At 65.3% G+C, this 18390-nt stretch carries 15 protein-coding genes and 1 pseudogene; 14 read left to right on the top strand and 2 right to left on the bottom strand.

What is annotated here, in order from left to right; genetic code table 11:
* Nucleotides 1-28: 28 nt before the first annotated feature.
* Nucleotides 29-667: an NAD(P)-dependent oxidoreductase gene (locus tag NA10_RS31680; RefSeq protein WP_067574379.1), complete on the top strand. Its 639-nt coding sequence runs from the start codon at nt 29-31 to the stop codon at nt 665-667.
* A 63-nt stretch (nt 668-730) separates the two neighbouring features.
* On the opposite strand, the gene NA10_RS31675 is transcribed toward NA10_RS31680, so the two are convergent.
* Entirely contained in the window at nt 731-1462 is a 732-nt protein-coding gene (locus tag NA10_RS31675) for a S1 family peptidase (RefSeq protein ID WP_245678097.1), read from the bottom strand.
* Nucleotides 1463-1641: 179 nt separating this feature from the next.
* On the opposite strand from NA10_RS31675, the gene NA10_RS31670 reads away from it, so the two are divergent.
* Both NA10_RS31670 and NA10_RS31665 read left to right on the top strand, forming a co-directional pair.
* The gene (locus NA10_RS31670) at nt 1642-2400 is read left to right on the top strand and encodes a MerR family transcriptional regulator (RefSeq protein ID WP_067574396.1); all 759 of its coding nucleotides are present in this window, start codon (nt 1642-1644) and stop codon (nt 2398-2400) included.
* Between the two features lie 138 nt (nt 2401-2538).
* Entirely contained in the window at nt 2539-3138 is a 600-nt protein-coding gene (locus tag NA10_RS31665; protein WP_067574378.1) for a DUF4064 domain-containing protein, read from the top strand.
* A 1-nt stretch (nt 3139) separates the two neighbouring features.
* On the opposite strand, the gene NA10_RS31660 is transcribed toward NA10_RS31665, so the two are convergent.
* Nucleotides 3140-3460: a hypothetical protein gene (locus NA10_RS31660; protein ID WP_157556868.1), complete on the bottom strand. Its 321-nt coding sequence runs from the start codon at nt 3458-3460 to the stop codon at nt 3140-3142.
* Nucleotides 3461-3677: 217 nt separating this feature from the next.
* Here NA10_RS31660 and glf point away from each other — a divergent pair, with 217 nt between their 5' ends.
* The 11 genes and pseudogenes from glf to NA10_RS31605 form a co-directional block, all read left to right on the top strand.
* Complete coding sequence (gene glf / locus NA10_RS31655; protein WP_067574376.1) at nt 3678-4874, top strand: UDP-galactopyranose mutase; 1197 nt, start codon at nt 3678-3680, stop codon at nt 4872-4874.
* Nucleotides 4871-6823, top strand: a complete 1953-nt coding sequence (locus NA10_RS31650) for a glycosyltransferase (RefSeq protein ID WP_067574375.1) — start codon at nt 4871-4873, stop codon at nt 6821-6823. Before glf ends, NA10_RS31650 begins: the two co-directional genes overlap by 4 nt.
* The gene (locus NA10_RS31645; RefSeq protein ID WP_084515573.1) at nt 6820-7395 is read left to right on the top strand and encodes a phosphatase PAP2 family protein; all 576 of its coding nucleotides are present in this window, start codon (nt 6820-6822) and stop codon (nt 7393-7395) included. The genes NA10_RS31650 and NA10_RS31645 overlap by 4 nt, the downstream gene beginning before the upstream one ends.
* 29 nt (nt 7396-7424) lie before the next feature.
* Nucleotides 7425-8372 carry a decaprenyl-phosphate phosphoribosyltransferase gene (locus NA10_RS31640; RefSeq protein ID WP_067574374.1) on the top strand — a complete coding sequence of 316 codons (948 nt, stop codon included), beginning with the start codon at nt 7425-7427 and terminating at the stop codon, nt 8370-8372.
* 46 nt (nt 8373-8418) lie between these two features.
* Nucleotides 8419-10386, top strand: coding sequence for an arabinofuranosyltransferase AftB family protein (locus NA10_RS31635; protein ID WP_067574373.1), 1968 nt, complete (start codon nt 8419-8421; stop codon nt 10384-10386).
* 228 nt (nt 10387-10614) lie between these two features.
* A complete protein-coding gene (locus tag NA10_RS31630) occupies nt 10615-11697 on the top strand; it encodes an alpha/beta hydrolase (protein ID WP_084515570.1) in 1083 nt (360 codons plus the stop codon).
* A gap of 230 nt (nt 11698-11927) precedes the next feature.
* Complete coding sequence (locus NA10_RS31625; RefSeq protein ID WP_084515579.1) at nt 11928-13025, top strand: alpha/beta hydrolase; 1098 nt, start codon at nt 11928-11930, stop codon at nt 13023-13025.
* Between the two features lie 159 nt (nt 13026-13184).
* Nucleotides 13185-14231 carry an alpha/beta hydrolase gene (locus tag NA10_RS31620; protein WP_067574372.1) on the top strand — a complete coding sequence of 349 codons (1047 nt, stop codon included), beginning with the start codon at nt 13185-13187 and terminating at the stop codon, nt 14229-14231.
* Between the two features lie 200 nt (nt 14232-14431).
* Complete coding sequence (locus tag NA10_RS31615; RefSeq protein ID WP_245678093.1) at nt 14432-15397, top strand: alpha/beta hydrolase; 966 nt, start codon at nt 14432-14434, stop codon at nt 15395-15397.
* 270 nt (nt 15398-15667) lie between these two features.
* Nucleotides 15668-16696, top strand: a complete 1029-nt coding sequence (locus NA10_RS31610) for an alpha/beta hydrolase (protein ID WP_084515567.1) — start codon at nt 15668-15670, stop codon at nt 16694-16696.
* A gap of 109 nt (nt 16697-16805) precedes the next feature.
* Nucleotides 16806-18122 (top strand): annotated as a pseudogene (locus tag NA10_RS31605) (alpha/beta hydrolase-fold protein); the annotation flags it as partial.
* Nucleotides 18123-18390: the final 268 nt, after the last annotated feature.

Raw genomic sequence — 18390 nt, 5'->3', positions numbered from 1 at the left:
ACCCATTCATCGAAGGAGTTCAGAAGCCATGCGTATCACCGTTTTCGGAGCCACCGGCGGAGTCGGCAGCCGGGTCGTCACCGAGGCCCTGAGCCGGGGACATCAGGTCCGGGCCGTCTCCCGCGATCCCGGTACGGTGCGCGGCCTGCCCGAAGAGGTCATGGTGCTGGCGGGCGACGCCACCGACGCCGAGCAGATCCGCTACGCCGTGGCGGGCAGCGATCTGGTGATCAGCGCGACCCGCCCCGCCCCCGGCAATGAGCACGAACTGCCCAAGGTCGCCGCCGCTCTGCTGGAAGCCCTGGCGGACACCGAAATTCGCCTCCTGGTGGTCGGCGGTGCGGGCAGTCTCATCGTTCCCGGCACCGGCGCGATCCTGACCGATCAGCCCGGTTTCCCGGAGGAACTCCGGCCGATCGCGACCGCCTGCAACTATCAGCTCGCCGTCTTCGAGAACTCCGGTACCGCCGTCGACTGGGCCTACCTCAGCCCCTCCGCCGTGCTCGAGCCCGGCGAACGCACCGGCGACTACCGGCTCGGCGCACATGAACTCATCGCCGATGACGAAGGCAATTCGGCGATTTCGATGGAGGACCTCGCGGTGGCCCTGCTGGACGAGGCCGAACGGCCCAAGCATCACCGCACGCGTTTCACCGTCGGATACTGAACCACGACAGGGCGCGGGTCCCGAATCATTCGGGGCCCGCGCCCTTTTCGTATCGGGGGCGGATCAGAAGGGGCGGAAACCCGCACCCGCCGCGCCGTGCCGATCGATATCGGCCAGCACCATCGAGATGGTGGTGGACAGCTCCGGCTGATGGATCAGATCGCCCGCGCCCTTGCAGCCCGGCAGTTCGATCGAGACCGGCCCGGCATCGAAATCGGTTCCGGCGACGACCATTCCGACCAGGCGATCACCCAGGATGACCGGTGCGCCGGAGTCGCCGTGATTGGCGCAGACCTGACTGCGGAACCAGTTCGGCGTGGCCTCCCAGACCGGACCGCAGGTGTAACCGGTGGTGCGGCCGTTCTTGCACGGAATGTCACCGACCACCGGCGGGCCGCCGACGCTGTTGATCACCGACTGCGCGACCCGCTTGGTGGGATTCACCCGGGACGGATCGAAAACGATGACGGCCCAGTCATTTCCGGCGCTCTTCTCGGAGATCACGCCGATCCCGCCGCTGCGGGTGTACTCGGCGGCGATCCGCGCACCGACCTCACCGCAGTGTCCGGCGGTGATCCCGACCAGCTTGCCGTCCCGATCGTAACCGATCGAGGTGAGGGTGCAGTCTGCCGTACTGCTCGGATTGTCGAGCTGTTCGACATAGATGCCCGAACCCCCGCCGAGCGTCACCGGCGGCGCGGCGGCGGCCGTCCCGGAGAACAGCACGGAGGTGCTCAGCGCGGTGACGGCAATGGCCGCCCAGGACAGCATGCGGGCGCGGCCCGTTACGAACATTGGTTCCTCATCCCCCGGAAAAGAATCGAGCGGCGCGATGAATACCGGTCTCCGCCAACGCGCCGGGCGATCGTGTCACGCCCCGGATCACTGAAGCAAGTCTGTTCCTGAACTAGCCTTGACTTTGACGCTACGTCAACTTGCATGCTGAATTCATCGAGGTGAACGAGGGAGCGGACGTGAAGGGAACCGAATGGTCGATCCACGATTTGGCCAAGGCCGCCGGGACCACCAGCCGCACCCTGCGGCACTACGGTGACCTCGGATTGCTGAGGCCCACTCGGATCGGGGCCAACGGATATCGCTATTACGGCCAGCAATCCCTCATCCGGCTGCAACGGATCCTGCTGCTGCGCGAACTCGGGCTCGGCCTGCCGGCCATTGCCGAGGTGCTCGCGGGCGAAAAGGACACAGCCGCGGCCCTGCGCACCCATCTGGAATTGCTGAAACAGGAGCAGGACCGGATCGAACGCCAAATCGCCTCGGTACACACCACATTGCGGAAAACGGAAGCGGGTGAGCCACTCATGGCCGACGAAGTGTTCGACGGATTCGACAACAGCGAATACCGGGACGAGGTCATCGAACGATGGGGAAAGGATGCCTGGGAGAGCGGTGACCGCTGGTGGCGGTCCATGACCGACGCCGAGCAGAAAGCCCATGTCCAGGCGCATACGGATATCGCCGCCGATTACGGGCGGGCGCACGCCGCCGGACTGGCGGTCGACAGCGCGCAGGTGCAGGCCATCGTCCAGCGCCACTACGACTGGGTGACCATCGGCTGGCAGGGTAGGCGCCCGAACGCCGAATACTTCACCAATCTCGGCGAAATGTATGTGGCCGACCCGCGATTCGCGGCGAATTACGACAGGCACGGTGCGGGCACCACCGAGTTCGTGCGCGACGCCATGGCGGCCTACGCCACCGCGCGACTCTGATTCGGATAGGCGGCAACCCCTTTCGGTCATAGCACCGGAAGGGGTGCCGCCGTGCTGGTCACAGGCGCGGAATATGGCATCGCCGGTGTCGGTGCCGCGCGGTAGAGTTCGCGCCAATCGCAACCGGGGGAGGGCGTCATGAGTTATCCGTACGGTCAGCCGGAGTATCCGGGGCAGGGGCGGCCCGGGTATCCCCAACAGGGCTATCCCCAACCGGGTTTCGGATATCCACAGCCGGGTTATCCCGGCGCGCCCGGGGGTTATCCCGCCCCCACCGTCAGTGGGGCGACCGCCCTCACCGCGGCCGTGCTCGCGCTCATCGTCGGCGCGCTCGCCGGATTCGGCGGGGTGTTGATGATTATTTTCGGCACCGCCGTCAAGTCCACCAATTCCGCGGACGACCATTACTACAGCTCATCGCTCGACGACACCTCCACCACCGCGATCGGGCTGGGGATCTTCGTCATCGTGCTGGGCGTGCTGTGGTTCGTCGGCGCGGTCCTACTACTCGCGCGCAAGACCGCCGGACGGGTGATGCTGATCGTCTTCACCGCGATCGGCCTGGTCGCCACCGTGGTCGGAATGGTCACGAATCCGGGCGTATTCGATCTGTTCGGGCTCGCGATCGGCGGCCTGATCCTCGTGCTCGCCGTGGTGCCGCCCACCGGTCGCTGGATTGCGGCGGGGAAGACCCCGCCGCCCGCCCAGCCCGGATATATGCCCTACCCCTACGCCTGACTCAGGCGGCGCACATGGACTGCTGATCGAAGCCAACCAGTTGACCTGCGGGAACAGCGGTGCGCACGGCGCTGGCGGCATTGGTGACAATATCGTCGAAGCTTGCCGCGCCGTTGCCACAGAGCCCGGCCGACTCGTCGACCGGCATGGCGGCGAGGGTCTCGCCGTCGGCGCGTGCGGGGGCGGCATTCGGAATCAGGGCGGCGGTACCCAGTAACGCGGACAGGGTGAGTGCGCCCACGACGGGGGCGAGGCGGGGGAACCGCATGGTCATCCAGGTCTTCCGGTCGAGCGAGGGGGCGCGGCCGCGTACTGATCGCACGGCTACAAACTGGACGGACGTTCGGTCCGGTGCGTATGTAATACAGCTCTCATGAATCGCCTGTCACCGCTTTGGTGAATACTCGGCAAATACCTCGACAGGTCATCCCACTCAACGGGATGACGACCGGTCATGTCCGTTGTGTCCTCCGACCCCGCGAACCCCGCATACCGGAGCCCACGCGCGCCAATACCTTCTTCCACTACGCTGGGCTCCCGTGACCGTCGCATCCCCCTTCGATCTCATCGTCGTCGGCTCCGGCTTCTTCGGGCTGACCATCGCCGAACGCACCGCCAACCTGCTGGGCAAGCGGGTCCTGGTGGTCGAACGCCGCTACCACCTGGGTGGTAACGCATATTCGGAGGCGGAGCCTGAGACCGGCATCGAAATCCACAAGTACGGTGCCCACCTTTTCCACACCTCGAACAAGCGGGTGTGGGATTACGTGAATCAGTTCACCGAGTTCACCGGCTACCAGCACCGCGTCTTCGCGCTACACAAGGGCCAGGCCTACCAATTCCCGATGGGACTGGGCCTGATCTCCCAGTTCTACGGCCGCTACTTCACTCCGCAGGAAGCCCGCGCGCTGATTGCCGAGCAGGCCGCCGAGATCGACACCAAGGACGCCGCCAATCTCGAGGAGAAGGCGATCTCCCTGATCGGCCGCCCCCTCTACGAGGCGTTCATTCGCGACTACACCGCCAAGCAGTGGCAGACCGATCCCAAGAATCTGCCCGCCGGCAATATCACCCGCCTGCCCGTGCGCTACACCTTCGACAACCGGTACTTCAACGACGCCTACGAGGGTCTGCCCAAGGACGGGTACACCGCCTGGCTGACCAAGATGGCCGAGAGCGATCTCATCGAGGTACGCGTGGACACCGACTGGTTCGACGTCCGCGACGAGATCCGCGCGCAGAACCCGGACGCCCCGGTCGTCTACACCGGACCGCTGGACGCCTACTTCGACTATGCCGAAGGCGAACTCGGCTGGCGCACCATCGATTTCGAGACCGAGGTCTTGGAAACCGGTGACTTCCAGGGCACCTCGGTCATGAACTACAACGATGGCGACGTGTCCTACACCCGCATCATCGAGCCGCGCCACTTCCACCCCGAGCGCGACTATCCCACGGACAAGACGGTCATCATGCGCGAATACTCGCGCTTCGCCCAGACCGGCGATGAACCGTACTACCCGATCAACACCCCCGAGGACCGCGCCAAGGTGCTCGCCTACCGCGAGCGCGCCAAGGCCGAAACCGCTTCGGCCAAGGTGCTTTTCGGTGGCCGCCTGGGCACCTACCAGTACCTGGACATGCATATGGCCATCGGCGCCGCGCTCAGCATGTTCGACAATGTGCTGCGCCCGCACCTGGAGTCCGGTGCGCCTCTGGTGGACACCGCCGAATGACCGCACAAGCGACGCTGGAAGAGATGACCACCGAAACCCGCGCCATTTCGCTGCTGCAACGCATCATCCTGCCGCGGCCGGGTGAGCCCCTCGACGTGCGCAAGCTGTACCTCGAGGAATCCGACACCAATGCCCGTCGCGCACACGCCATCACGCGTACCGCGCTGGCCATCGGCGCGGAATCCGAGGTGTCGTTCTGCACCTACTTCAACGCGGTCCCGGCCGGCTATTGGCGGCGCTGGAGCGTACTGGAGTCCGTGGTGCTGAAGCTGGAGCTGTCCGGCCACGGCCGGGTGGACGTCTACCGCTCAAAGGCGGACGGCTCCCGCATCCACGTGCGCGGCGACGAATTCAGTACGCCCGGTGACGGTGCGGCCGCGGCCGCGTTCGTCGAATTCGAGGTGGATCTGGGTCCGTTCGAGGACGGCGGCTGGATCTGGTTCGACATCACCACCGACACCCACGTCGAAATGCGCAGCGGCGGTTGGTACGCGCCGATCGAGGCGCCGGGCGAGGGCAGCATCGCGGTCGGCATGCCCACCTTCAACCGGCCCACCGATGCGGTGAAAACCATTGCCGCCCTTGGCAGCGACCCGCTGGTGCTGGAGAAGATCAAGGCCGTCATCATCCCGGATCAGGGCAATCGCAAGGTGGTCGACGAGCCCGGCTTCGCCGAAGCTGCTCTGCCCCTGGGTGATCGGCTCGCCATCCACAACCAGCCCAATCTGGGCGGGTCCGGCGGCTACAGCCGCGTCATGTACGAGGCGCTCAAGACCACCGATGCCGAGTACATCGTCTATATGGACGATGACATCGAGATCGAGCCGGACAGCATTCTGCGCGCGCTGGCCTTCTCGCGCTTCGCCAAATCGCCCATTCTGACCGGCGGGCAGATGCTCAACCTGCAGGAGCGTTCGCACCTGCACGTCATGGGCGAGATCGTCGACCGCTCCATCTTCATGTGGACCGCGGCCCCGAATGTCGAGTACGACCACGACTTCTCGAAGAATCCGCTCAGCGATCGCGACAACTCCAAACTGCTGCACCGTCGCATCGATGTGGACTTCAACGGCTGGTGGACCTGCGTCATCCCGCGTCGGGTGGCCGAGGAGATCGGGCAGCCGCTGCCGCTGTTCCTCAAGTGGGACGACGTCGAATACGGTTTGCGCGCAAGGGATCACGGCTATCCGACGGTCACCCTGCCGGGTGCGGCGGTATGGCATATGGCCTGGAGCGACAAGGACGACGCCATCGACTGGCAGGCGTACTTCCACCTGCGCAACCGCCTGGTGGTCGCCTCACTGCACCTGCCCAACGACGGCCGCCCGATGGTGGTCAATACCATCAAGGCGACGCTGAAACACCTGCTGTGCCTGGAGTATTCGACGGTCGCCATTCAGAACGAGGCGATTCGCGACTACCTCGCGGGCCCGGACAAGCTGTTCGACCTGCTGCCGACCGCGCTCGGCAAGGTGCACGCCATGCGCAAGGAGTTCCCGGACGCGGTGGTCGTACCGTCCTCGACCGAACTGCCGATGGCCAGCCGGGCCGAGGTGGGCGCGGTCGGCGAACCCGGCAATCCGCTCGCCAAGGTGGTCCGCTTGGGCAAGGGCGTGCTGCACAACTTCCGCAGGGCGAATCCGGCGCATCACGAGACGCCGCAGTTGAACGTCCCGACCCTCGATGCCCGCTGGTTCCTGCTGTCACAGGTGGACGGCGTCACCGTCACCACCGCCGACGGCCGCGGCGTGGTCTACCGCAAGCGCGATCCGCGCCAGGCCGCCGCGCTGTTCAAGGAAGCGCTGCGGCTGCGCAGGGAACTGGCCGAGCGCTTCCCCGAGGTGCGCGAGCAGTATCGTGCGGCGCATTCGCATCTCACCGGTAAGTCCGCCTGGGAGAACGTCTTCGGCGTGCACTCGGGCAACGACGCAGGGAATGAGACCAAATGACAGCGAGCCAGGCCGCCGAGCCGGACCGCGGGCTGCACGTGGTTCCGGAGGCTCCGGCCCCGGCCGCACCGCCCGAGGTCAAGATCCTGAACCTGGTGCAGGGCACCATCGGTCGCAGTCCGGCGGTCGTGCGGGCCGCGCGCGGAATGTCGCATTTCGGGGAGCATTCGCTGGGCTGGATCGGCATCGCGGCGGTCGGCGCGCTCGCCGACAAACCGCGCCGCCGCCAGTGGGCCGGGGTCGCGGTCGGCGCGTTCGGTGCGCACGCCGCCTCGGTCGTGATCAAGCGGATTGTTCGCCGCCCGCGCCCGAATGATCCATCGGTGCAGGTCAACGTGTCGACGCCGAGCAAGCTGAGCTTCCCGTCCTCGCACGCGACATCCACCACGGCAGCGGCTGTGTTGCTCGGCAGGCTCACCGGGTTACCCTTGCCCGCGGTGCTCGTCCCGCCGATGCTGCTGTCCCGGGTCGTCCTCGGGGTGCATTACCCATCCGACGTGCTCGCCGGTTCCGCGCTGGGCGCCGCATCAGCCGCTGTTGTGCTTGCCGCCGAAAAGAGACTCGCGAAGTGACCGCGCAGGAAGAAAGAGCCCTTGTTGACATGAGCGAAGAGCCGACCAGCACCGAGCTGGACGAGGCAGTTGTCAAGGGCCCGCCCAAGACCCTGGCCGGTGGTCTGATCAAGGCCGTGCGCCCGCGGCAGTGGGTCAAGAACGTGCTGGTCCTGGCCGCGCCACTGGCCGCGGGTAAGACCGCCGCCGGTGACCTGGTGCTCACCGACGCGTCCGTACTCGGTCACGTCGCCATCGCGTTCGTGGTCTTCTGTATGGCGGCCTCGGGCATCTACCTGGTCAACGACGCGCTGGACGTGGAGGCCGACCGGGCCCACCCGACCAAGCGCTATCGGCCCATCGCCGCCGGTGTGGTGCCGGTGAACCTGGCCTACGGGCTCTCGATCGTGCTGCTGGTGGCGGCCATCGTGGGGTCGTTCCTCGCGTCCTGGCATCTGGCGGTCGTGATGGCCGTGTACATCGGCATCCAGCTCGCCTACTGCTTCGGCCTCAAGCACCAGGCCGTTCTGGATATCTGCATCGTCTCCTCCGGCTTCCTGCTGCGCGCGGTGGCCGGCGGCGCGGCGGCCGATATCAAGCTCTCCCAGTGGTTCCTGCTCATCATGGCGTTCGGTTCGCTGTTCATGGCGGCCGGAAAGCGCTATGCCGAGTTGAAGATCGCGCTCGACACCGGCGCCAAAATCCGCAAGTCGCTGCAGTACTACACCGCCACCTACCTGCGTTTCGTCTGGACCGTCTCGGCCACCGCGGTGGTCGTCTTCTACGGGCTGTGGGCGTTCGAACAGGGCCGGGTCAAGGACACCGATTGGTTCGCGATCTCCATGATCCCGTTCGTCATCGCGGTCCTGCGCTATGCGGTGGACGTCGACGGCGGTGAAGCCGGTGAACCCGAAGAGATCGCCCTGGGGGACCGGGTCCTCCAGTTCCTCGCAATCGCCTGGATCGGAGCGGTAGGTGTCGCTGTCTATCTCACCTGACGTGGTAGAGGGAGAAGAGCGAGAGGGGGGCGCGCCGACGGCACAATTGCCGCTCGGTCGTGGCCATCGGCGTGCGGATTCGTCCGGACGCCGTTTCTCGCGACTATCCCGCACTGTCTTCGTCGGTGGGATCGTGCTGACCGCGACCCTGTTCGCGGCCGGTGGCTGGCAGCGGCGCTGGATCGCCGACGACGGTCTGATCGTGCTGCGCACGGTGCGAAACCTGATGGCGGGCAACGGCCCGGTCTTCAATTCGGGTGAACGCGTCGAAACCAATACCAGCACCGCCTGGACCTATCTGGTCTGGTTCTTCAGCTGGCTGACCGATCTGCGCCTGGAGTACGTGGTGCTCGGCATCGCGCTCACGCTGTCGGTGCTGGCGATCGTCTTCGCCATGCTCGGCTCGGCCCGGCTCTGGGGCGGCACCCGGACCGCCTTCCTGGTTCCGGCGGGCGCGCTGGTCTACATCGCGGTGCCCCCGGCCCGCGACTACGCCACCTCCGGTCTGGAGTCCAGCCTGGTGATCGCCTGGCTGGCGGTGCTGTGGTGGTTGCTGATTCGCTGGAGTCAGGCCGAACGGGTCCGGCTCACCAGCTTTTTCGGCCTGGTGTTCTTCGCCGGGCTGGCGCCGCTCATCCGGCCCGAGATGACCCTGGTCGGCGCGCTGGCGCTGCTCATGATCTTCTGCGCGCCGCTGCCCGAGACCGGGGTGCGGCCGATCGTCTTCCGCGCGATCATCGTGGCGGTGGCGGGTCTGGTGCCGGTGGCGTACCAGATCTGGCGGATGGGCTATTACGGTCTGCCCTACCCGAATACGGCCGTGTCCAAGGACGCGGGCGGTGCGAAGTGGAAGCAGGGTCTGGTCTACCTGTGGAATTTCGTCGGCCCGTACTGGCTGCTGATTCCGCTGGTGTTGCTGGCCGTGGCCGCCGCGTTCGCGGTGTGGTCGGGACGGCGGGACGGCGCGGCCGGTCGCCACGCGGACGCGGGCGATGCGCCCGCCGCGGCGCGGGACAAGAGCCGGCGCGGTCGAATTCATCGTTTCAGCGTGTGGCTGCGCACGCCCGCCGCGGTGGTCGCGCTCATGGTCGGCAGTGGTCTGCTGCTGACCGTCTACGAGATCCGCGTCGGCGGTGACTTCATGCACGGCCGCATGCTGCTGCCGCAGCTGTTCTGCCTCATCCTGCCGGTGGCGGTGCTGCCGATCCGGGTGCCGCAGACGCTCTTCGGTGGCGCGGACGGGGTGCGCAAACGCGGTATGCGGGCCTCGGATTGGGCCTTCGCGGTGGTGCTGGCCGGTTTCCTCGGCACGGCGGGCTGGGCGCTGTTCGCGGCGAACACCACCGCCATCACCACCGGAACCAAGATCAGCTCCACCGGCATCGTGGACGAGCGCATCTACTACGTTCTCAATACCGGTCACGATCATCCGATCCGCGCCGAGGACTATCTGGACTATCCGCGCATGCGCGCCATGGTCCGCGATATCCGCAACACCCCAGACGGCGGCCTGCTGCTGAATTCGCCGTCCTTCATGTTCTGGTACATCGCACCGCCGCCCCAGCCCATCCCGGCCGACGGCGCCGGGCATACCGTGTTCTTCCTGAATCTCGGTATGACCAGCATGAACGTACCGCTGGATGTGCGCGTCATCGATCAGATGGGGCTGGCGTATCCGCTTGCGGCGCATACCGAACGGCTCAGCGACGGTCGCATCGGACATGACAAGAACCTCTACCCGGACTGGGTGGTGGTGGACGCGGGCATGGTGGATCAGAAGCCGTGGCTGCCCTGGTTCATGGACGACAAGTGGGTGGCGCAGGCGCGCGTCGCACTGACCTGCCCGGCCACCCAGGATCTGCTGGCCTCCTCCCGGTCGCCGCTGACCTTCGACCGGTGGCGGCACAATGTGGTGCAGGCGCTGGGCTTCTCGAAGTACCGGATCGATCGGGTGCCGAAGTACGAGATCGAGCGGTGCGGATTGGTCGATCCGTACCCGTCGTATCCGAAGTAGGACCGAACCCGGTGGTACCGGGCAAAATTCACGAATCTCCCACGGCGGCGGCCTTTTAACACAGGGCCGCCGCCGTTGTGTCCGTTTCGAAACGTCAAACCGATATCGCATCTCGGTTTGGTAACACCCGGGGGGTCTTTCCGCGATAGCATCCACGGGTACGCCCACAGCGAACCATCTTCGTATGTGTCGCAAGGGTTGTCGCAATACTGATGGAGGCCGCACGCGATGCGAGGCTTGACTGTGAGTGGGGCACAGGAGAATCCGGCGGGGGCCGGAGATTCCGCAGGGCGGGTATGGACCAGGCGGTCCGCTCTGGGTCTGGCCGCGGCCGCTCTGCTACCGCTCGGGGTGTCGGTAGCGGGACTGGGCGGTGCGCCCACCGCGCGCGCCGCGTTCGATCCGTCCGGTATGGACTTCTGGGTCGATTCGAGTATGGGGCCCATCAAGTCTCGGGTGTTCCGGGCCGCCGACGGAAATACCAATCGGGTGGTCTACGCGCTGGACGGTATGCGCGCCCGCGACGATCTGAACGGCTGGGAGATCGAGACCAATGCCGCGCAGACCCTGACCACGGCCAATATCAATGTGGTCATGCCGGTGGGCGGTATGTCCTCCTTCTATGCCGACTGGACCTCGCCGAGCACCTTCCTCGGTATTCCCGCGGGCACCCTGTCCGGTACCGGATCCGGTGCGGCACAGGCCCTCGCGGGCGGGCCGGGCAAAACCTCCGCCTACAAGTGGGAGACCTTCCTGTCCCAGGACCTGCCCGCCGCACTGCGAGATCGCCTGGGCTTCAGCTCGACTCGCAACGGCGTGGTCGGCCTGTCCATGAGCGGCAGTTCGGCGCTGGTGCTGGCCGCCTACTATCCGGCCCAATTCTCCTATGCCGCTTCACTGTCGGGCGCGCTGAACCTGTCCATGTCCGGTATGCGCGATGCGGTGCGCGTCGCCATGCTCGACGCGGGCGGCTACAACATCGACGCGCTGGCCAAGGCCAAGGACGCCAAATGGCAGCACATAGATCCGTACACCTTCGCGCCGAAGTTGAAGGCCAACAACACCAGGCTCTTCATCTCCGCGGGCAGCGGCCTGCCCTCCTCGGCCGATGCCATCAATGCCTCGACCATCCAGGGCATGGGCATCGAGGCCATCGCGCTGGTGGGCACCAAGTCTTTTCAGGCTCGCTTCAACAGCCTGGGTGGAAAGAACGTGGTGTACGACTTCCCCCCGGTCGGCGTACACAACTGGAAGAACTGGGAGAGTGAGATGAATCGTCTCGTACCGGATATGTCCGCGAACATCGGCTGATCCGGTTGCCGCGTCACATTCACAGCAACCCCGCAGTCTGCGCACAGCGGGGGATTTGTGCCCCACGTTGTAGCAATGTGCTGGTACAGACCATAAAAAAGTGCTTTAGTGGCCCGGGTCACATATGTCTCATTCCGATAACGCCCAGTTAGCCATAGGACGATAGGCTCCCCGAGACGCCCGCCGTGTCCCGCGATTGCACGGTGGAGACGAACGATATGAAAGGCCTGATGATGCGAGGCGCGCAGGAGAGACGTCGGAGAACGAGCGGCGGTTGGATCAAGAGATCAGCGGTTGGCGTGGCCTTGGCGCTACTGGTGCCGTTCGGGGTGTCGGCGGCAGGCGCGGCAGGAACAGCCAATGCGGCCTTCGACCCCTCCGCCTTCGACTTCTGGGTCGACTCGTCCACCGGTATGGGCCCGATCAAGACCCGCGTCTTCCGCGCGGCGGACGGTAATACCGATCGCGTCGTCTACGCGCTCGACGGTATGCGCGCCACCGAAATCCTGAACGGCTGGGAGAACGACACCGATGTCGCCCGCGCGCTGACCGCCGCGAACATCAATGTCGTCATGCCGGTCGGGGGCCAGTCCAGCTTCTACGCGGACTGGGCATCGCCCAGCACCTTCTTCGGCGTTCCCGGCGGCACCGGCTCCGGTTCGCTGTCCTCCTCCGGTTCGGCCTCGGGCTCGTCCTCGGGCTCCGGCGGCCTCCAGCTCATGTCCGGCGGCCCGGGCAAGAGCTACCGCTACACCTGGGAGACCTTCCTGACCCAGGACCTGCGCAACGCGCTGCGTGATCGTCTCGGCTTCCGGTCCACCCGCAACGGCGTGTTCGGTCTGTCCATGGGCGGTTCGGCCGCGCTGACGCTGGCGGCCTACCACCCGGACCAGTTCAGCTATGCCGGTTCGTTCTCGGGCTACCTGAACATCTCCGCCCCCGGTATGCGCGAGGCCATGCGCCTGGCCATGGTCGACGCCGGCGGCTACAACGTCGACTCCATGGCGCTGCCGTGGAGCCCGGCCTGGCTGCGGATGGACCCGTTCGTATTCGCACCGATGCTGAAGAACAACAACACCCGCCTGTGGATCTCCGCCGCGAGCGCCATTCCGGGCGCGGGTGACGTCACCTCGGTCATGTCCGTCATTCAGGGCATGCCGCTGGAGGCGCTCGCTCTGGTCAACACCCGTGCCTTCCAGGCGCGCATGATGGCCATCGGCGCGGGCAATGTCACCTATGACTTCCCGGGCACCGGTGTGCACAACTGGAACAACTGGGCCGCCGAGGTCTACCGGATGATCCCGGACCTGTCGAACAACATCGGCTGAGACCACGCGGGCCGAGACCGTGCATGGGAAAGGCCCCCGTCCGAACAGGGCGGGGGCCTTCTCTTGCGTAACACGCCGACTGGGTGAGCCGTTCCGGCCGTCGTATCGCAGATGATCAGTCCACAAGCTCGGTTCTGCTCCAACGAGAGGGCTAGGTCGATGCGCGGTTCGGGTATTAAACGATTGATTCTCGGCGTCACCGCGACGCTGCTGGTTCCACTGGGCATCACGGTGCTCGGATCTCCCTCCGCGTCGGCGGCGTTCAATCCGGCGGCCTTCGACTTCTGGGTCGACTCCCCGGTGATGGGTCCGATCAAGACGCGCATTCTGCGCGCGGCGGACGGCAATACCGATCGCGTGGTCTACGCGCTGGACGGTATGCGCGCCACCGAGCTGCTGAACGGCTGGGAGAACGACACCAATGTCGCCGAGGTGCTGGCGGGCTGGAATATCAATGTCGTCATGCCGGTGGGCGGTGAGTCCAGCTTCTACGCCGACTGGAACTCGCCGAGTTCCTTCTTCGGCGTCCCGGCCGGTGCGGGATCCTCCGCGGCCAATACCGGTTCCGGTGCCACCGAGGCGATGGGTGCGGGGCCGGGTAAGAGCTACCGGTACGACTGGGAGACCTTCCTGACCAATCAGCTGCGCTGGGCGCTGCGAGATCGGCTGGGGTTCAACCCGAATCGCAATGGCGTATTCGGCCTGTCCATGGGCGGTTCGGCGGCGCTGACGCTGGCCGCCTACCACCCGGATCAATTCAGCTATGCCGGTTCGTATTCGGGCTATCTGAATATCTCCGCGCCGAGTATGCGGGAGTTGATCCGTGCCGCCATGATCGACGCGGGCGGCTACAACGTCGACTCCATGGCTCCGCCGTGGGGTGACCAGTGGCTGCGGATGGATCCGTTCGTCTTCGCGCCGACGCTGATCGCCAACAACACTCGGCTCTGGATCGCGGCGGGCAGCGGTACGCCGATGCAGCAGGATCTGGATATTCCGTTCGGGGCCGCCGCCGATCGACTGGTGCGCGGTTCGCCGCTGGAAGCCCTGGCGCTGGCGAACACTCGCGCTTTCCAGGTTCGGATGGACACGCTGGGTGCACGAAATGTCGTGTATTCCTTCCCGCCGACCGGTCTGCACGCCTGGACCAACTGGCAGGAAGAGGCATATCGCATGATTCCGGACATGTCGGCGAATATCGGGTAACCGCGGGGCAATCCGCGTCGAACGAGCTCCCCGTCCCATTGTGGGCGGGGAGCTTTTCGCTTCCGGCGATTTCCCGCCTTTCGTCACGATTTGGTCTCCCCGGTGTTTTCGGGTCGATCGGCTCCGAATATCGGCCTATAGAGAAGCGAACGCTTCTCCATTCGGTGTGATCAATGACGATCGCGGTGAAAGGCGAATCGATGACGAAACTGCGCCGCTCGGTCGCGGGCTTGGCAATGGCACTGGCCATGCCCTGGGCGGTCGCGACGGGACCGGGTGCGGCGCCGGCCGCCGCGTCTTTCGATCCGGCCGGATCCGACTTCTGGGTCGACTCGAGTATGGGTCCGATCAAGTCGCGAATCTTCCGCGCCGCGGACGGCAATACCCAGCGGGTGGTCTACGCCCTGGATGGTCTGCGCGCGCGAAATGACCTCTCCGGCTGGGAGATCGACACAGAGGTGGAGCGGGTACTGACCGCGTGGAACATCAATGTGGTGATGCCGGTCGGCGGCCAGTCCAGCTTCTACTCGGACTGGATGGCCCCGAGCAATACAAATGGGCAAACCACGGCCTACGCGTGGGAAACATTTCTGACCCGCGATCTGCGCAATGCGCTGGCCGATCGGCTGGGCTTCAATCCGCGCGGCAACGGTGTCTTCGGATTGTCCATGGGCGGGAGCGCGGCGCTGGTGATGGCGGCGTATCATCCGGACCAGTTCCGTTATGCCGCATCATATTCCGGTTATCTCAATATCTCCGCCCCCGGAATGCGGGAGGCGCTGCGGCTGGCGCTGCTGGACGCGGGCGGCTTCAACATCGACTCCATGTGGGGACCGCCGTGGAGCGAATTGTGGCTGCGCAATGATCCTTTCGTGTTCGCACCGCTGCTGCGGGCCGACAACACCCGGCTGTGGATAGCCTCCGGTAACGGACAACCGACCGCGCGGGATACGGTGAACTCGCCGCTGGACGCGTTCAACCTGACGAATGCGGCCGGACTCGAGACGCTCGCACTGGCGAATACCCGTGCGTTCCAAGCTCGTATGGACTCACTCGGTCCGAGTAATGTCGTGTTCGACTACACCCCGAACGGTGTGCACTCCTGGAAGTACTGGGAGGATCAGGTGTACAAGATGTTGCCCGATCTCAGCGCGAACATCGGCTGAGCGTAGGGATTTTCCTGTTGCCGCGACATCACTGATGATTCGCGATAAGGTCACCGCACGATTACGGTCCGGATTTAGCATCACCTTGCCAACCGTATGGAAGGTCGAATACCCTCCAGCGAGCGCATGTGACCAGACCGTGGTAGCGCATCACTCACTTCGAAGGTCGGGATTCGCGGTGGGTGCCGATCGTCTACGCCTGCAACGGCATTGCCGTGTGCGCGGACGCGATTACAACTGAACTACAGCAGTAGAGAAGGAGCAGTATCCATGCGTTTCGGCAGGTCCGCCATGCCCGGTGGAGTCCAGTCCAGACGTGGTGCTCAGCGTGGGTGGGGCACACGACTTCTGGCTGCGAGCGCCGCGGCATTGGCCATCCCGACCGCCGCGGCAGTTGCGGCCCCGACCATTGCCATGGCCGCTCCGATCGCCAGCCCGGTGCACCGCACCCCCGCGGGCGGCTACGAAGAGTTGATGGTCCCGTCCACTATGGGCCCGGTCAAGGTGCAGGTGCAGTGGGCCAAGAACGGGGGCAGCAAAGCGCTGTACCTGCTCGACGGTCTGCGCGCCCGCGATGACAAGAACGCCTGGTCGTTCGAGACGAACGCCATGCAGCAATTCGAGAACGACGATGTCACCCTGGTGATGCCGGTGGGTGGTCAGTCCAGCTGGTATGCGGACTGGACCTCGGCGAGCAATACCAATGGTCAGAAGTACACCTACAAGTGGGAGACGTTCCTCACCAAGGAACTCCCCGATTTCCTTGCCGGATACGGTGTTTCGCGTACGCAGAACGCCATCGTGGGTCTGTCGATGAGTGGTCCGGCCGCGCTGCGCATGGCCGCCTACCACCGCGATATGTTCAAGCACGCCTCGTCTTTCTCGGGTCCGCTGAACTGGAACGCGCCGGGTATGCGTGAGGCCATTCGCGTCATGATGCTCGACGCCGGTCGCTTCAATGTGGACTCGATGGCCGCGCCGTGGAGCCCGGCCTGGCTGCGGATGGACCCGTCGGTCTTCGCGCCGCAGCTCAAGGGTCTGCCGATGTACATCTCGGCCTCCAGCGGTCTGCCCAGCGGGGCGGACGCGGCGTCCGGTGTGTTCAATACCGCGAATGCCATGGGCATCGAAGCGATTTCGATGGTCACCACCCGTTTGTTCCAGGGCCGGATGAATCAGCTGGGTATCGGTCAGAATGTGACCTACGACTACCCCGCGATCGGTGTGCACAACTGGAAGAACTGGGAAGCGGAGCTGTGGAAGGCCCGCCCGGGCATTCTCGCCGCGCTGGACTCCTGATTCCCGCCTGACGGCGATTCGGACGAAAAGGACCGGCCATCCCGAATGGGGTGGCCGGTCCTTTGCCTATGCCCAGGTTCGGAAGCCGCAGTGGCGGAAGCGAACTAGGGTGGCAACCGTGGCAAGAGGTAGACGACGCAGACCCGGGTGGGGCGGGCTCGTGGCGCTTACGGCGGCTACGACCGTTTTGATCGGGGGTGGGATTGCGACAGCGGATCCCGGTGCGGCGCAAGTTGTGTCGGCACCGACTATTCGAAATGTAGTGTGGCTGAGCGATAGACGGGTAGCCCTGTGGATCGATTCACCGGCGATGGGGACGCGGATCCAGGTGCAATTGTTACTGGCCCGCGAATGGAACAGTAAGCCGGACACCAAGTTTCCCACCCTGTTTCTGCTCGACGGGCTGCGTGCCACCGATCAGGAGAACGGCTGGACCGGGGAGACCGGGGCGCAGGCTTTCTACGCCGACAAGAATGTCACCGTGGTGCTGCCGGTCGGCGGCGAGTCCAGCTTCTACACCGACTGGCGCAAGCCGGACAACGGCAGGACTTACCGGTGGGAAACGTTCCTCATCAAGGAATTGCCGCCGCTGCTGGAGAAGGATTGGCGCACCACGAATGTGCGCGGCCTGGCGGGCCCGTCCATGGGCGGTACCGCGGCCATGACCCTGGCCGGTCGCAATCCGAGTTTCGCCCGCTACGCCGCCTCCTTCTCCGGCCTGCTGACCACCACCACACTCGGTATGCCGCAGGCGATTCAGTACTCCATGCGCGATGCGGGCGGCTTCGAATCCGATGCCATGTGGGGGCCGCTGAACGATGCCGAATGGGGGACGCATGATCCGTACGCGCTGGCCGAACACCTCAAGGGGGTCAGCCTGTACGTCTCCAGCGGCAGCGGATTGGCCGGGCCGAACGACATTCACTCCGGTATCCCCGGGGTGAGCACGAATTGGGCGGGGATGGCGCTCGAGGTGCTGTCCCGGCTGTCGTCGATGCAGTTCGTCGCCAAGCTGAACAAGCTGAGCATTCCGGTGCAGGTGAATTACCGTCCCTCCGGTACGCATTCGTGGCCGTACTGGGATTTCGAGATGCGCCAGTCCTGGCCGCAGGCGGCCGCCGCGCTGGGGGTGGACGCGGCCAAGCCGCAGTGCGCCTCGGCGGGCGCGATTCTGCCTGTGGCACTGGCGAAATCATGGCTGGGGGAGTGTCTGACCCCGGAGTTCGCGGTCGCCGGTGGTGCGTCCCAGGATTTCAAGGGCGGCCGGGTGTTCTGGTCGCAGGCGGGTGGGGCGCATCCGGTGGGCGGAATGATCGGTGGCGCTTATGAAGGCGCGGGGGGACCGACCGGTGCGCTCGGATTTCCGATTAGCGACGAAAGTCCTATTTCCGGTGGCGCGCAGCAGAATTTCCAGAACGGCTCCATTGTCTTTCGCGACGGAAAAGCCGAAATACACGCCAGCTGACCGAGATACCCGCCAGTTAACCGGTTCGCACCGGTAATGTGCTCCGAGTCCGTGACGCCGGTCATCGTTTGGTGTCGTTCCCCCTTTGCGGTTCAGGAGCACATTCAGATGGCAGTACAGGGTGAGTCATGCCCAGGTTCGGTTCGTAAATCCATTTCGGCACAGCATGGTTCGCTGACCCGGCCCACCGCGGCGGCCCGGCGCGGGCACGGCTGGCGGCGCCGGGTGC

It is taken from the genome of Nocardia acidivorans NBRC 108247 (assembly GCF_001625085.1).
In the GTDB taxonomy this organism is placed as follows: domain Bacteria; phylum Actinomycetota; class Actinomycetes; order Mycobacteriales; family Mycobacteriaceae; genus Nocardia; species Nocardia acidivorans.
The sequence above is the reverse complement of the archived record's forward strand: the minus strand, read 5'-3'. Positions and strand labels throughout refer to the sequence as shown.